The organism is Peribacillus folii, assembly GCF_030271255.1.
GTDB lineage: Bacteria > Bacillota > Bacilli > Bacillales > DSM-1321 > Peribacillus.
Map to the genome: position 1 here is coordinate 135,385 of NZ_JASJOM010000009.1, position 15,720 is coordinate 151,104.

13 protein-coding genes and 1 riboswitch are annotated in these 15,720 nt (G+C 43.6%); of the genes, 12 read left to right on the top strand and 1 reads right to left on the bottom strand.

Features of this window, described 5'->3' with window-relative positions:
- Positions 1 to 64: 64 nt before the first annotated feature.
- Positions 65 to 529 (top strand): hypothetical protein, encoded by a 465-nt coding sequence (locus QNI08_RS16500; RefSeq protein WP_285768485.1) that lies wholly within the window; start codon positions 65 to 67, stop codon positions 527 to 529.
- Between the two features lie 205 nt (positions 530 to 734).
- On the opposite strand, the gene QNI08_RS16505 is transcribed toward QNI08_RS16500, so the two are convergent.
- Entirely contained in the window at positions 735 to 2,585 is a 1,851-nt protein-coding gene (locus tag QNI08_RS16505) for a sigma 54-interacting transcriptional regulator (RefSeq protein WP_285768486.1), read from the bottom strand.
- Positions 2,586 to 2,756: 171 nt separating this feature from the next.
- Between QNI08_RS16505 and QNI08_RS16510 the strand changes: the two genes are divergently transcribed.
- The 11 genes from QNI08_RS16510 to QNI08_RS16560 all read left to right on the top strand — a co-directional run bounded on the left by QNI08_RS16510 (position 2,757) and on the right by QNI08_RS16560 (position 15,714).
- Positions 2,757 to 2,960 carry a hypothetical protein gene (locus tag QNI08_RS16510; protein ID WP_285768487.1) on the top strand — a complete coding sequence of 68 codons (204 nt, stop codon included), beginning with the start codon at positions 2,757 to 2,759 and terminating at the stop codon, positions 2,958 to 2,960.
- Between the two features lie 58 nt (positions 2,961 to 3,018).
- A complete protein-coding gene (locus QNI08_RS16515; protein WP_285768488.1) occupies positions 3,019 to 4,431 on the top strand; it encodes a purine-cytosine permease family protein in 1,413 nt (470 codons plus the stop codon).
- 46 nt (positions 4,432 to 4,477) lie between these two features.
- Complete coding sequence (locus QNI08_RS16520; protein WP_285768489.1) at positions 4,478 to 5,464, top strand: heme-dependent oxidative N-demethylase family protein; 987 nt, start codon at positions 4,478 to 4,480, stop codon at positions 5,462 to 5,464.
- Between the two features lie 14 nt (positions 5,465 to 5,478).
- On the top strand, positions 5,479 to 6,000 hold the full coding sequence (locus tag QNI08_RS16525; protein WP_285768490.1) for a hypothetical protein: 522 nt from the start codon (positions 5,479 to 5,481) through the stop codon (positions 5,998 to 6,000).
- A gap of 5 nt (positions 6,001 to 6,005) precedes the next feature.
- A complete protein-coding gene (locus QNI08_RS16530) occupies positions 6,006 to 6,971 on the top strand; it encodes a PDR/VanB family oxidoreductase (RefSeq protein ID WP_285768491.1) in 966 nt (321 codons plus the stop codon).
- Between the two features lie 45 nt (positions 6,972 to 7,016).
- The gene (locus tag QNI08_RS16535; protein ID WP_285768492.1) at positions 7,017 to 8,510 is read left to right on the top strand and encodes an aldehyde dehydrogenase family protein; all 1,494 of its coding nucleotides are present in this window, start codon (positions 7,017 to 7,019) and stop codon (positions 8,508 to 8,510) included.
- Between the two features lie 405 nt (positions 8,511 to 8,915).
- On the top strand, positions 8,916 to 10,205 hold the full coding sequence (locus tag QNI08_RS16540; RefSeq protein ID WP_285768493.1) for a histidine--tRNA ligase: 1,290 nt from the start codon (positions 8,916 to 8,918) through the stop codon (positions 10,203 to 10,205).
- Between the two features lie 108 nt (positions 10,206 to 10,313).
- Positions 10,314 to 10,512: riboswitch (cobalamin riboswitch) on the top strand.
- Between the two features lie 245 nt (positions 10,513 to 10,757).
- Entirely contained in the window at positions 10,758 to 12,461 is a 1,704-nt protein-coding gene (locus QNI08_RS16545; protein ID WP_285768494.1) for an acyl-CoA dehydrogenase family protein, read from the top strand.
- A 15-nt stretch (positions 12,462 to 12,476) separates the two neighbouring features.
- Entirely contained in the window at positions 12,477 to 13,364 is an 888-nt protein-coding gene (locus QNI08_RS16550) for an NAD(P)-dependent oxidoreductase (protein ID WP_285768495.1), read from the top strand.
- A 17-nt stretch (positions 13,365 to 13,381) separates the two neighbouring features.
- Positions 13,382 to 14,839, top strand: a complete 1,458-nt coding sequence (locus tag QNI08_RS16555; RefSeq protein WP_285768496.1) for a CoA-acylating methylmalonate-semialdehyde dehydrogenase — start codon at positions 13,382 to 13,384, stop codon at positions 14,837 to 14,839.
- Between the two features lie 89 nt (positions 14,840 to 14,928).
- The gene (locus tag QNI08_RS16560) at positions 14,929 to 15,714 is read left to right on the top strand and encodes an enoyl-CoA hydratase-related protein (RefSeq protein ID WP_285768497.1); all 786 of its coding nucleotides are present in this window, start codon (positions 14,929 to 14,931) and stop codon (positions 15,712 to 15,714) included.
- Positions 15,715 to 15,720 lie beyond the last annotated feature (6 nt).

Sequence of the window (15,720 nt, forward strand, 5' to 3'; positions counted from 1 at the left end):
TTATTTGGGGATGTTTGGTAAGGTCGGGGTGGTCATTTAAAAAAAGGGAAGGGTGCAGATCAAAGTGAAATATAACAAGACATTCGCAATCATTGCATTCGGTATTATATGTATAGCTATCCTCATCAATCTGTTAAAGAAGGATATATGGGACGTGAATGAAAGCAAGCTAAGTGAAGCAGTTTTCGCAATTGGACATTCCGTGAAGACCGTACACTTGCAAGACGTAACTCCATTTGAATGGGATAGGGTATACTCCTTTACCCCATATACCCCGAAAGAAGATATTTATGAAACGGTAGGCTATAAATGGGATGCCATTAGCGAAACGGTGAACGAAGGCATGAATCAACTAGTATTCTTGAAAGATGGAAAAGTAGTCTGCTACTTATATGGGTATCCTGAAAACAATGGATATGGGATATCTTTTGAATCTAACAATCATCAAGGAATAAATGTACTTAGCATTAAGGATGATCTAAATTTTCAGGTGGAAAGAAGCAATAGTGTCGTCTATTTGAAAAATTAGGCTTGGTTATGAATTCCTCACCCAGAAGATGCTCATGAATTCCTTATAACGGACGTATTTCGCAATCGTATATTTTGATTTTGTAAGCAGGATGGATATGCGTTCAATAATAAAAAAGCTGAATGCAAAAGGCCATTCAAGGCGCTTTTGTAACAGCTTTTTTCCGTTATTCCCATAGCACCCGGCCAAGTTTCTTGACTCAGGATTAAATCCGGATTTTAAGCTGCCTGCTGAGACGCTGCATTTCCGAATTAATATAAGATTTGCTGTAATCACAGCCGACAATGGCGACAATATTGCCGTCATCATCCATAATGGGTGCAAGGCTCGTTTTCCACTCACCGTATTTGTCTTCATAAATGGGCGTAACTCCCGCTTTACCGTTAAATGCCGCGTAAGCAACATTCATCATTTCAGGGGGACCGATATATTCTTCTCCCGGCTCAATTACAAACCCTTTGTCTGCAATGAGATGGATCAATCGTCCATCCTCATTCATGCTAAAGATAAAGACCCATTCGATTACGCCTTCTTTTTCTTGAATCAGGGTAAGCTTTTGTTTCAGTTTTTGAGAATGTGAATCGAGGCGGTTCATGTTTTTTTGTAGAATGATTACCTCTTCGGCAGGAATGATTGCTGCCGTCACAACGGCAATGGAGCGGAGCCGTTTATTTATTTGCTCTTCTAAAATGGCCCGTTTATTCACTGGTGAAAGATGTGCTTCTTCCATTTTATTACGGATTTTTTTATATTTCCTACTCATCGTTGGCTGGCTGATTTCCAATACCTTTGCCGCTAATTTCAATGATTTATATTGTTCCATTGCCATGCTGATCAGTTGTTCCTCAACAAGGTCGACTGCATCCTGCATTGGCATTAGAAAATCTATAACAGGTGTTGAAGCCGGATGGGGCTCTTTAAGGGGAAGGACCTCTTTGACCATGTCGACATCCACTTCCGATGCTCGGCTTGTAATTGAAAGCCTTTCCACTATATTTTCAAGCTCACGCACATTACCTGGCCATTGATGGATACTTAGCATGTCGATAGCATCCGGGGTGAAAGTCACTTGTCGATTGTAGAGTGCATTATACTTTTGTAAAAAAAATTGAACCAGGTAGGGAATTTCATCTACACGATCCCTAAGCGGCGGAAGGTGAATCGGAACGACGTGCAGGCGATAATATAAGTCTTCTCGAAATTCCCCCTTCTTCACCATTTTTTCAAGCGATTTATTGGTCGCGGCAATCACTTGAATATCAACAGGGTGGGAGACCGAACTGCCTATTGGCGTGACGATGCGCTCCTGAAGGACACGGAGCAATTTCACCTGTACGTTAAGCGGTAACTCGCCCACTTCGTCCAAGAATAATATGCCCTTATCGGCAAGTGTGAATTTCCCCAGTGCACCGCCTTTCCTTGCACTGGTAAAAGCACCCTCAACAAAGCCAAACAGTTCGCTTTCGATCAAGTTTTCCGGGATGGCTCCACAATTGACGGGTATGAACGGTCCATTGGTTCTTTTGCCCATATTATGTATGGCCCGGGCAGCCATTTCCTTTCCGACTCCGGATTCCCCCAATAAAAGGACGGTTGCACTAAAATCACACACCATTTGCATTCTATGAAGAACGTCCAGCATGGATTTACTGCGGATCACAAAGGGAAAGGTTGGCTTTTTCGTATCAGGCAATTGAATAGATCGATCTCCTGATGTTTCGAGGTAAGGGTCTGTCATTTCCTTGTAGGCCCATACCCATGCAGATTCAATCGGATATGCAGTAACCAGCATTTCGAAGCCCTGCCACGAGATCTGCATGAACGATTTTTTTTCTTGCGTGCCCATTACCTCTTCTGCCAAGTTCGTAGAAAATAAATCTTTTTCCACATCTTTGATGGAACCGCCGGTACTTGCTGATTTAATTGTGTGGAATAAGGAATTTTCGGTTCCAATCGATTTTAGTATGATTCCATTTTTATCTGTCACGATAAGCTGATCATAAATGGACAAGAGGGCAGAGGTGAAGTAATCCAATTGTGTATACCTGCCTTTCATTGAACTCCTTAGCTTAATATTACAGAAATTTCACAATTAATCAATAGTTTCAAAAATGAATATCTTTCCTGCAGATGCCCCTTGTTTGATAGCGCTTTCAGTTTGGCATGGTTTTTGCATTTAAGAATAGTGAGAGACTGAAAAAGAGAGGCAAAGGAGGGATTGGCTATATTGAATAAAGTGAATCAGTTTCAAGAGAATATCAATTCAGAAGACCCCTTTATCAAAAATCTATATTCGGATTTGAATGAGCGAATCAATGCGTTTGAGCAGGAAGATGTGGTGAAAGTTGAAAAAATGCAATGGAAGGATGCGATGGGCGCTATTTTTTTCATGCTTTTGATCATCGTCTACGTAGTTTATGTACTTGTCTAAAGTAGTTTCTTTTCAAACGGCAATCCATTCATTATACCTATAGTTGGGAGAGAAGCGTGTGAGTAAAGAGAATTCCACCATATCGAAGGATGTGGCCTTTGGCTTTTTACCGGCAAGTAAGGGTGACCGGATTTTTAATCTTCGGGATTTAATTTTGGTTCAGGTTGTTATTGGCCTTTCATCCTTTGGACTGTTAACTGGCGGATACACAGGTAACATGCTTGATGCGAAGCACTCCCTTGCAGCCATTTTATTCGGGAACGCTTTCCCAATGTTGCTGATTGTTCCCATCACCCTGTACTTTGCACGCTATGGCATAGACACTTTTGTCGGGTTTCGAAGTTCACTCGGTTATCTCGGTTCGAATATCTTTTTCTTTGTTTTTCTTGTTTTGACTCTCGGCTATATTTCAATTGCGCTTTTTATGTCTGGCCAGGCGTTAGCAGAGGCAGCTAATTGGGCGGGAACGCCGGCTTTTTTATCAAGTCAAACTACAGGAGCCCCTTTTTTCTCGATCTTACTCTTTATATGTGCCTTTCTAGTAACGGTAGGTGGACCGGTAGCCATTCAAAAATATACGGCAATAGCTGTTCCCGCTTTTTTGTTCCTCATGTTTGGCATTCTAGCAATAGTCCTTTTCGGAAAGGGGGTCTCGAATGTTGCCAATCTAGTACCCTCTGAACCATTTGAAACGTCTTCACGTTCCTTCGCGACAGCACTGGAATTGAACATAGGTCTTGGATTTTCATGGCTTCCATATCTTGGCCAATACAGCCGTTTATCAAAAACGGAAGGAGGGGCATTCAAAGCGGGCTTCTACAGCTATGGAATCATCGTCTGTATCGCTGCTTTAGTCGGGGCTTTTGCCGCTTTAGTCGCTGGGTCGCTTAATCCTTCCGATTGGATGTTTACGATCGCGGGCAGTTGGGGTGGTTTCATCGGTTTGATTCTACTTTCGGTGGGGAATGTCGGTGCAGCGATTTTCCTAATGTACTCACAAGCTGTCAGCTTTAAAACTGTATTCCCGAAAAAGTCTTGGATGGTAGCCATGGGAACAACGATACCAACCATATTCTTGCTTTTAAGCTCCACATTTTACGACGCATTTGGATCATTCATTGCTGTCATTTCCTTTATTATGGCGGTAATCGGAGGCATCGTCGTTTCAGATTACTTCTTTGTAAAGCGGCAACACATTTCATTGAGGGATTTGTATGACACACAAGGCTCATACACCTATTGGAAAGGTGTTAATCCATCTTCCGTCCTCACGGTGATCATTGGAACGATCGTATACTGGATTCTTTATAATCCAATGACTTTTGAATCGAGTAACCTATTCCTTTATACAGCTGCCGGCATTCCAACATACTTTGTCGCGTTAGTCACCTACTATGTTTCAAGTAAATACATTTTCCGTTATGAAGTTGACATGGGTCGCTCATCTGTTGAATTAAAGGAAGCTAAATAGAAGTGGAAGACTTTAGAGAATTTTGTTAACGAGAGGAGATTGTTCAATGTTTACACAAAGATTGGATTTCAAAACAACTGATTTAGATACATTCCCATTTCCATTCACTTCCGGTAATTATCGCTATTCCAACGACTTGAAAAGACTTTCCAACATTAACTGTATTGAAGTTACACCAGAATATAGACTTCAAGTGGAAGCGAAGCGCCGACTTCTTCAGGAACAACCGCATATAAGGTTCCAATCATTTCCGCACACGTTGGAGATGCAATGGGAAGTTTTTGAGATGCTCATCGATATGGCAATTGACCGCTATCCGCAGCATTTTGAGGTCTTGAAGGATGGAGACAATTGGACATTCAGGAACCATATATTTGGGGAATCCGATTCATTCGTATTTGGAGATGCTAGCACTCTTCCAAATGAACCGTTAGATTATATTGGCCGTCATTTCCATAATGATTTTGTTTTAATGGTTCATCGTGATAGTAATTTTTATTTGGAAGTGGGGCAAGTCTCCTATGCCGCCCTTTTCTCGGCTAACTGGAATAAAGGGATGTCCTTCGATGAAATTCATGCACCTGTGCCATTTGTTTCGCGAAAAGGTGATGAGCTGGCAGAGCGCGTCCGTAAGTTTTTATTATCAATCGAGCCAGGTAAGCCATGGACGCGCATCAACTGGAACCTGATGGCAGACCGATGGGATGTCAACTATGAAACGATGGATGTATGGGAGCCGAAGCGTTCTGAGATAACACCAGAAAGTGCAGGAAAGCTGGTTCGATTGCGTGTTGAAGAACAAAAGTTTTATCGCCTGCCGCGAAGCAACGCGATTCTGTTCGTCTTGAACACCCAGTTCCTGCCGCTTGAAGATTTGGCATTGCGTCAGGAGTGGTTTGATCTAACATATAGCGTGCTGCAGGATATTCCCGAACCGATGGCCAAATACAAGGGGATTGCCCCGTTTCTTCCACAATCGGTCGAATATTTGAGGCGCATCGATGAAGAAAGGAAAAGCGAACTTCGAAAATAAGGAGGAAGAGTGCCTTGTACAATAGTCCAGTGTTGTTTGATAAATCTGTTACAATCGTAAATCAATTTACTGTGCGGAATGGAAGAAGAAAGTTTGTCATCATTGCCGATCAATCCGGATACGAAAAGGCGGAGATTTTCACTTCTGAAGCTGCGGGTACTGTGCCTGTCGAATTCCTAGCCATTAGGGGCGTGGAAGATGGGGAGCGGATTAAGAGATTCCTCTTATCACAAACGATGGGCACCCAATTTTATATTTCGGCTGCCTGGGGGAATGCCGTCATGGTCTTTAAGCTAGGGGTGGAAGCCGGGTTATCCGAGGATGAGATTCAAGTGGTGATCATTGGCCCTAAACGACGTTATGTATATTGCATGAAATGTTTCGAAGTGACAGGAGTCGCAGAAAAAGCGGAAAGTACGGAATGTGGCCATTGCAAAGCCAGTCTTGAAATTGGTCCCTTTTATTCAATCGTACGGGAAGGTTATATTGGTTACCCATTCATCCCGGCCGGCAAAGAAGAAGTAGTGGGGAGCTGACCATCATGCGCTTAGTTGGAAATATAAAAATGAAAGTAAACAAGATCATTCAAGAAACAGAATTCGTAAAACAGTTCGAGCTGGTTCCGGTTGATGGAAACCCATTGCCCGCTTTTACAGGGGGGGCGCATTTAACCACTTTCATGCCGGCCCAGGATACGATATTCCAGAGAGAATACTCCATTATCAGCCATCCAAGAGATCGAAAAAAATACGCCATTTCCATTCGTCGGGACGAAGGGTCTCGCGGCGGTTCAGCTTACTGGCATGATCATGTAAAGGAAAACACCATTTTGGAGGTAAGCTTCCCTAAAAATAACTTTCCTCTTAGCTTTCGAGCGAAGCATCATGCGTTTTATGCAGCTGGAATTGGCATCACTCCGTTTTTGGCAATGATGGAGGACATGGCAGCCGAGGGCCAAACCTTTGAATTGCATTATGCAGCACGCACACCGGAATTATGTGCGTATTACGAGATGTTAAAAGCGAAGTATCCGGATCAATGCACCTTTTATTTTTCTCAGATAGGAGAAAAAAGCAGAATGACGTCTGCAACAATGATGAATCATCGTATTGGCACACATGTTTATTTTTGTGGACCGCTCGAAATGGTGCAAGAATATCGTGAAGCAGCAAGTGGATATGGGTATCCGGAACATGCGATTCACTTCGAATTATTTGCGTCAAAGCATGATGGGCCGCTAAATCCATTCGTGGTAGAGCTGACGGATAGCGATCGATCCATCTCGGTTCATGAAGGAGAAACGCTGCTTGATGCCCTTTTAAGGGAAGGAATCAATGCACCGTATTCATGTAAAGTGGGCGGGTGCGGCAGCTGTGAGGTTGCTGTTGCTGAAGGGGAAGTCGACCATCGTGATTACTTCCTTAGTGAGGAAAACCGCCGATCACGCAATGCCATCCTTACATGCTGCTCACGGGCGAAGGGAGATAGTCTGGCTTTAAAACTTTAATGACTCAAAGAAGTTAAATGATGAATTGAATTGGAGGAGAATACTATGACAATTTTAAAAACAGCAGTTTTAGAGCTGAAAAACTACATTAACGGTGAGTGGAAGTCCTCAGCTTCAAATGAGGTGATCCCTGTAATTAATCCTGCGACACAGCAAGTCATTGCAAGGGCACCGCGAGCCACCAGGGAAGAAACCGAAACGGCCATATCAGTTGCGAAGGCTGCATTTGAAAGCGGAGTATGGTCAGACCTAACAGCACAGGAGCGTGCGTCTTACTTATTTAAGATAGCGGATATAATTGATGAACGAGCGGAAGAATTAACGATTCTTGAAACAATGGACAATGGGAAGCTTAAAGCGGAGGCAGCTTTCGATATAGCTGATGCCGCCTCGTGTTTCCGTTACTACGCAGGCTTGGTTCAACACCCAGAAGGAGAAACTTATCAAGTTCCTGCGCCGGTGCAAGCGATGGTCGTTCGTGAGCCTGTAGGCGTAGCCGGTTTGATTGTTCCTTGGAACTTTCCACTTTTAATGAGTGTGTGGAAAATCGCACCTGCACTTGCTGCAGGCAATACCATCGTGTTCAAGCCAGCCGAGGTGACACCTGTTACAGCAATGAAATTATTCGAAATCATCGAGGAAGCAGGGATCCCTAAAGGTGTTGCCAATATGGTGATGGGCCGCGGGACTGTAGTTGGTCAAACGATAGCGGAAAGCAAGGATGTAGATATTGTTTCATTTACAGGAAGTACAGACGTTGGCCGCTCGATCATGAGAGCGGCAGCAGGCAACTTAAAGAAAATTTCCCTTGAGCTAGGCGGAAAATCACCTAACATCGTTTTTGCGGATGCTGATCTGGAAACGGCTGTCGATTACGGATTGTTTGGTATTTTCTTCGGTGCAGGACAAGTATGTTCTTCAGGCAGCCGCATACTTGTTGAAGAAAGCATTTATGACCAATATGTAAAACGGTATGTGGAACGAGCCAATAAAATAAAGGTAGGCCCCGGCCTTGAAGAAAACAGCCAAATGGGAGCCATTGTAAGCGAAGCACAAATGAATGGCATTCTAAAGTATATCGAAATAGGCAAACAGGAAGGGGCAACCCTTGCAGCAGGCGGTTACCGCCTTGTTGATGATGGTCTTGATAACGGATTCTTCATTGCCCCGACAGTTTTCACCGATGTAACGTCTGATATGCGCATCGTACAAGAGGAGATTTTCGGTCCGGTGGTGGTCATCCAAAAATTTACGGATGAAGAAGGGGCTATTAAGCTTGCAAATGACACAGATTATGGTCTTGCAGGCGGCGTATTCTCCAATGATGGAGCAAAGGCACTGCGGGTGATCAAGAAAGTGAGGGCCGGCATAACATGGGTCAACGATTATCATCCAACATATGTCGAAGCACCATGGGGCGGCTACAAACAAAGCGGCATAGGACGCAGCTTAGGGAAATATGGATTAGACGAATATCAAGAAACCAAGCAAATCAACATTAACCTCGATGTAAAACCTATCGGCTGGTTTCCAAACTGATCTATAAAACGAGTAGTAACGATCCATTCTCATTCTTTAAAGCCAACAACCTAATCCGGTTACGGATTAGGTTGTTTTATGCTGCCAGGTTATCTCTCCTAAATAGCTCATTTTTAAAAAATGAAAAATCGCTCCGTCATCATCTAAACGTGCTGCGAACAAAAAAACATTGAAATATCCCTTGCAGTATGATACATTAATTGGAAATTTGAGGTGAGCTATATGCAGTCCATTACTAAAAGTATTTCCTTGTCACCATTACATCATCATATCAAGTAGTCTTGCTATTCGATTTAAAGAAATCGGCATATAGGAAGGCTATTTATCATTAAACCGCATGGATTAAGTTATAAAACTTAAATCTTGTGCGGTTTTTTTATCTTTAATGAAACGGAGGAATGAATCATGCGAAAAATGGATTATCAAAATGTAAAGGGAACTCAAGATTATTTACCGGATACAGAGGTGATACGAAGGGGCATCAGAAGGACAATGGAAGACGTTTTTATTCAATATGGATGTAAGCCATTGGAAACTCCGATATTGAATTACACCGAATTGCTAGCTTCGAAGTATGGAGGGGGTGCCGAGATACTGGAGGAGATGTATAGATTAACAGACAGGGGAGAACGAGAATTGGCACTAAGATATGACCTCACCATTCCCTTTACGAAAGTGGTTGCGATGAACCCGGGCATAAGGAAGCCTTTTAAAAGATATGAGATAGGTAAAGTCTTCAGGGATGGACCGATAAAGACTGGTAGACTAAGGGAGTTTACACAATGTGACGTTGATATTGTGGGGGTGGAATCCCAAATTGCCGAAGCGGAATTGATGCTGATGGCCTTGGATGCATTCCGCAAACTCGGCTTAAAGGTTAGCATTCAATATAATAATCGAAAATTATTAGCTGGTATGCTAGAGGTTTTTGGAACAGCCGATGAAAAAACCAACAAAGTAATATTGATACTCGATAAGCTCGAGAAAGCCGGGTTGGATGCTGTTACGCTGGAGCTGATGGAACAAGGACTGCAGCCTTCAACCATAGAACACATCAATCAATTTTTAACCACTGGTGATCATGCAAGTTTAAACTATTTTGCGCCTTTCAGTGAACAAAACGAACAGGTAAAGCAGGGTTTAGCAGAATTAAAAGAGCTGGAAACCTATCTGGAATTCCTTGGTGTCGATAAGCAATGTTGCTTCAATCCATTTTTAGCAAGAGGGCTGGAGATATATACAGGTAAGATTTATGAGATTTTTTTAGCAGATAAAAGCATTAAATCAAGCATAGGCAGCGGCGGAAGGTATGACAATGCCATTGGGGGATTGATCGGAACGAATGAGAGCTATTCAACGGTGGGTATTTCATTGGGGCTGGATGTCATTAATACGGCCTTATTATCATCCAAGGAAAAAATCGCCGAAAATCCTGATGTCGATTTTTATATAATCCCGCTAAATACCGAAAAGCAAGCATTATTAGTGGCCAGGCAGCTAAGAAACCAAGGATATAAAGTAGAATTTGAAATGGGAAAGAAAAGGCTCGGCAAAGCTTTAGATAAAGCGAATAAAGAAAATTTCCGCAACGTCATCATCGTAGGGGAGGATGAAGTGAAAAATAACCAAATTAAAATCAAGGATATGTTCTCCGGTAAAGAAAGAATGGAGCCTTTTTCGTTCATTGTACGCTGAGGAGAAGCTATCCTGATAAGCTCAAAGCAGCTATAAACAATGGCAGGAACCAGGGAAATAAAATTATTTGTAAATTTTCCAAATATTTGATATGTTTGATTGGAAAACTTAATACGTGTAGAAACAGGTGTAGATTGATATATTTTTTTCAACTACATAATAGGGAAGTCGGTTGGAGCCCGACGCTGTCCCGCAACTGTATTTGGGAGCGATCCGAAAAAACCACTGTCTTCAGCAACATGAAGATGGGAAGGCTCGGAGAGTGATGATCATAAGCCAGGAGACCTGCCTGTTTCAGCACACATCTATACCTACGAGGATAGGGGGTGTTAAGTGCGAGCGATTGATCTGCATGTTTTTATTTTGTCATGGAAAAACATGTTTATTTACGTATCAATTCGAACTTAACAACTTCTTTATGGGAAGTTGTTTTTTTATTTGTGTTTTCATCGGCTGCTGATGAAAAAAAAGTAGGGTAAGAAGTAATGTTGAAAGGGCTTACAATTGTGCTTGCAAACATGAATGTCACGAGTTGAAGCGAGGAGGAAAGCAATGGGCGAGGCGGAACTTCAATGCAATGAACCTTTATTTCCCCAAGGACCAGTCACTGCGGTATTCACACCAGAAGATTTTACTGAGGAAGATCATCTCATATCAAAGACTACAGAACTCTTTGTGAAAAACGAAGTGATGCCACTGCTGGAAGCGATCGACCGGCACGATCACGGAAAGGTGAAAAAATTGTTTCAAGAAGCGGGAGAGCTCGGCTTGCTCAGTATTGAAGTTCCAGAGTCATATGGCGGATTGTCCCTGAATAAAAAGCTTTCAGGACTTGTGGCGGAAAAGATGGGATTTGGCGGTTCTTTCAGCGTCTCCTTCAATATTCATGCAGGTGTCGGAACTCTCCCATACGTCTATTATGGAACGGAAGAGCAAAAGCAAACATACCTGCCAAAACTTGCCTCGGGAGAATGGATTGGTGCTTATGCCTTAACGGAAAATAATGCGGGGTCAGACGCGCTTAATGCCAAAACGACTGCGATCCGCAATGAGCAGGGAACAGCATGGCTGTTGAATGGCGAAAAACAGTGGATCACGAACGCACAGGTGGCTGATGTATATGTTGTCTTCGCCAAAACAGGGGACAGCATGACAGCATTCATTGTAGACAGATCATTCAAAGGGGTTTCCATCGGTCCGGAAGAGAAAAAAATGGGGATAAAAGGGTCATCGACTGCTACTTTAATTTTGGAGGATGTCAGTGTACCCGCACACAATGTTTTGGGGAAAGTCGGGCAAGGGCACCATGTAGCACTGAATATACTCAACATGGCACGATTGAAGTTATCCTTTTCTAACATCGGAGCATCCAAGCAGGCATTGGAGCTTGCCATGAACTACGCGAAACAGCGTAAACAATTTGATCGGCCTATCATTGGTTTTTCCATGATACAAGAAAAGCTTGCGAATATGGCGATTGCGATTTATGGTGCGGAAAGTGCAGCCTACAGAACTGCTGATGGTTTGGACCGCATATTGGAAACGCCCGACCCTGTACAAGAACAATTGGCAAAACTGGCAAACTATGCAGCTGAATGTGCTGTCAATAAAGTACACTGCTCCGAAGTTCTTGACCGAATCGTAGACGAGTGTTTACAGATCCATGGCGGTTATGGCTATATGAAAGAATATGATGTGGAACGATTATATCGGGATGCGCGGATTAGTCGGATTTTCGAAGGGACGAATGAAATAAACCGTCTGACGATTGCCAAGTTTTTGCTAAAAAAAGGGTTCCAAACCGAAGGAAAGTCTCTACTGGATGAGGAAACGAACCGAAACCGGCAATACATCCGTTTGTCTAGCATACTTGTACACAAAACTTTGCAGGAAGTGATACATGCCAAAATCAACATCCAACAAGAACAAGAATATTCCCGTTTGCTTGCCGACATGATGAAAGAATTCCATGTGATGGAATCTGCGGTCATTCGTACGGAAAAAGCCATCCAAAAGAACGGGAGGGAAAAGGAAAGGTTGAAAGAGTACATGGCGAACGTTATCTGTGAAGAAGGATACCGCAGAGTTGAAGAGATGGCAGTATTGATTTTATCAGGAACGGAAACGGAAGAAGCGGGAAGAAAGGTATTGTTGGATGAAGTTCGCAGCCTTGCTGTCCCGCTCTTAAGGAATCTGTTTGTCCAAAAACGTGAAATCGCAGAAAGAATGGCTGATCAAGGAAAATATAATGTGTGAACGGAGTGAAGCCTTATGAAAAAGATCGGGTTTATTGGGTTGGGCAATATGGGTCTGCCTATGTCGCGAAGTTTACTTCTTTCTGATTTTACTGTATATGGAATGGATTTGAATAAAGAAGCGGAAATGTCCTTTCATCAATCTGGAGGTACGATTGGCGTATCGGTTGAAAATATGGTGAAACAATGTGATGTGATATTTACAAGCCTGCCTTCCGCTAAAGCAGTGGAAGAAGTTTTTCTGGGGGAAAATGGGCTCGTTTTTCTCGCCGGCTCCGGTGTTACGCTGATCGATATGAGTACGGTAGCCCCTGAATTGAATATCCGCATTGAAGACGCTGCCAAGAAAAAGGATGTTGATTTTCTTGCGGCACCCGTCAGTGGCGGTGTGATAGGTGCCGTGAACCGGACGCTCACCTTTATGGCAGGCGGTGCAAGGTCCGCCTTTGATAAGGCCCTTCCTTTATTTGAAGCAATGGGCGAAAATATTTTTCATGTGAATGACCAAATCGATAGCGGTACGAACACAAAGCTTATCAACAATCTCTTGATCGGATTTTATACAGCAGGGGTAAGTGAGGCCCTTCACCTTGCTAAGAATAGCAATCTCGATCTTGAAAGGTTATTCGAGATGCTGAACGTAAGTTATGGCCAAAGTCGAATTTATGAACGGAACTACAAAAGCTTCATCGCCAACGATAACTATGAACCAGGTTTTTCTTTAGAGCTGTTAAGAAAAGATCTCGGGTTCGCACTTGAGCTGGCTGCAAAGAATGATGTGGAGCTGCCGCTAAGCAAAATCCTTTTTAGCGTGTATGAAGCAGCGGTAATGAACGGTTATGGTGAAAAAGACATGTCCGTCCTGTACAAAAAACTAAGTGAGCACACGTCAAGGATTCCATAAGGAGAGGTGAAGGGGAGATGAGTATTACAACGAATATAAAAAGAATGAAGAACAATATCAATGGTGAATGGGTGGATTCCAACGGTACCGAGGTCGAAGAGGTAATGAATCCCGCAAACGGAAAAATAATTGCTTATGTACCTCTGTCGGTGAAAGCTGATGTTGATCAAGCCGTACAGGCCGCTCACAATACGTATCAAACCTGGTCACTGGTTCCTGTGCCGAATCGTGCACGACTTCTATACAAATACCTGCATAGGCTTCAAGAACAGAAAGAACAATTGGCTGAAATCATAACGTTGGAAAATGGGAAAACGTTAAAAGATGCCCGCGGGGAAGTACAGCGAGGAATCGAAGTTGTCGAGATTGCGACTGCGGCTCCTACTTTAATGATGGGTGAATCCCTGCCGGGCATTGCCGACGGAATCGATGGTTCGATCTGGCGCTATCCATTGGGAGCGGTGGCGGGCATTACGCCTTTCAACTTCCCGATGATGGTACCGCTTTGGATGTTTCCGCTCGCGATCGCCTGCGGCAATACGTTTGTCCTAAAAGCTTCAGAAAGAACACCGATCCTTGCCGAGAAGCTTGTGGAGCTGTTCTATGAATCAGGTTTTCCGAAGGGTGTCCTTAACCTTGTACATGGTGCAAAAGATGTCGTGAACGGTTTATTGGAGAGTGATGACATCAAAGCGATTTCATTCGTCGGCTCCGAGCCTGTGGCAAAGCATGTATACCAAACTGGTACGGCTAACGGAAAACGTGTCCAAGCGCTGGCAGGTGCAAAAAATCACGCGGTTGTTCTAGCAGATTGCCATCTTGAAAAATCGGTTCAAGGCATTATTGGGGCTGCGTTCGGCAGCAGCGGAGAACGTTGCATGGCATGCTCTGTCGTAGCCGTTGTAGATGAAATCGCAGATGAATTCATGGAACTGCTTGTTTCTGAAACTCGTAATCTGAAAACGGGAGAAGGCAGATCGGAAGAGAACTTTGTTGGTCCGCTGATTCGTGAAGTCCATAAAAACCGTGTGCTCGATTATATCGATAGCGGGTTAAAAGAAGGAGCTGCATTGCTGGTCGACGGAAGGGATCCGGAAGTGGAGGAAGGCTACTATGTCGGAGCCACCATTTTCGACCATGTAACAAAAAACATGAAAATATGGCAGGAGGAGATTTTTGCTCCAGTATTAAGTGTTGTACGAGTCAAGGACCTTGATGAAGGAATCCAGCTCACCAATCAGTCGAGATTTGCCAATGGTGCCGTCATCTATACGGCTAGCGGCAAAAGCGTCCAGCTGTTTCGCGACAAAATTGATGCCGGCATGATCGGTGTGAATGTCAACGTGCCAGCTCCGATGGCGTTTTTCTCCTTCGCAGGCAACAAAGCTTCTTTTTACGGAGATCTTGGAACGAACGGAAAAGATGGGGTCCAATTTTATACACGAAAAAAAGTGGTAACCGAACGCTGGTTTTAACGCTGACTATCTGAACAGAAAGAAATCCTCTATTTTTGGCAGTAGAGGGTTCTTTCCTATTTAATAGCAATCATTGGGAGGGATAAATCTTGAACTACAAATATGCAAAGGTCGAAAAAGAAAATTTCATCACGGTAGTTACATTGGACAATCCACCGGCAAATACACTATCTTCCTCCTGTATCGCTGAACTGCGAATCCTTCTGCAGGAGCTTGGAAGAGATGAAGAAACAAGAGCCATCATCTTGACAGGAGCGGGCCGTTTCTTTGTGGCTGGGGCGGACATAAAAGAATTCGTTTCAAAATTGGGCAATCAGGAACAAGGACTGGTACTAGCTGAAGCGGGCCAGGCGCTTTGTGATGAAATCGAGGCTTCTAAAAAACCTGTCATTGCTGCAATAAATGGTCCGGCACTTGGCGGGGGACTGGAGCTTGCGATGGGCTGTCACTTCAGAATTGTATCAGATCAGGCGACAATAGGTTTGCCGGAATTGAAACTTGGACTTATCCCTACATTTGGCGGCACACAGCGGCTGCGCAAAATAACGGATACGGCAACGGCATTGGAGCTGATCCTGACGGGCCGGTTCCTTTCTGCAGATGAATCCGTAGAACTGGGGATCGCCCAGATAGCTGTAAAAGAAGCCGGATTGTTACAAACGGCAAGGGCCATTGCAGCGTCGTTTGTTGAAGGGAAAAGCATGACTAGTGTGATGCGCGCCGTGGAATGTATCGTTCAAGGAAGCAACGGCAGCATGAAGCAAGGAATGGAGAGGGAACGAGAACGGTTCGCAGAACTGTTTCTGACAGCTGATGCCAAAGAGGGAATCCATGCATTCGTCGAGAAACGAAAGCCTGACTTTAAACATCTCTAAAAAGGA

Bases quoted from the DNA above. Each gene is read 5' to 3' on its own strand.
- QNI08_RS16505 (WP_285768486.1), bottom strand. From the start codon at position 2,585: ATGAAAGGCAGGTATACACAATTGGATTACTTCACCTCTGCCCTCTTG.
- QNI08_RS16520 (WP_285768489.1), top strand. From the start codon at position 4,478: ATGTTTACACAAAGATTGGATTTCAAAACAACTGATTTAGATACATTC.
- QNI08_RS16530 (WP_285768491.1), top strand. From the start codon at position 6,006: ATGCGCTTAGTTGGAAATATAAAAATGAAAGTAAACAAGATCATTCAA.
- QNI08_RS16535 (WP_285768492.1), top strand. From the start codon at position 7,017: ATGACAATTTTAAAAACAGCAGTTTTAGAGCTGAAAAACTACATTAAC.
- QNI08_RS16540 (WP_285768493.1), top strand. From the start codon at position 8,916: ATGCGAAAAATGGATTATCAAAATGTAAAGGGAACTCAAGATTATTTA.
- QNI08_RS16545 (WP_285768494.1), top strand. From the start codon at position 10,758: ATGGGCGAGGCGGAACTTCAATGCAATGAACCTTTATTTCCCCAAGGA.
- QNI08_RS16550 (WP_285768495.1), top strand. From the start codon at position 12,477: ATGAAAAAGATCGGGTTTATTGGGTTGGGCAATATGGGTCTGCCTATG.
- QNI08_RS16555 (WP_285768496.1), top strand. From the start codon at position 13,382: ATGAGTATTACAACGAATATAAAAAGAATGAAGAACAATATCAATGGT.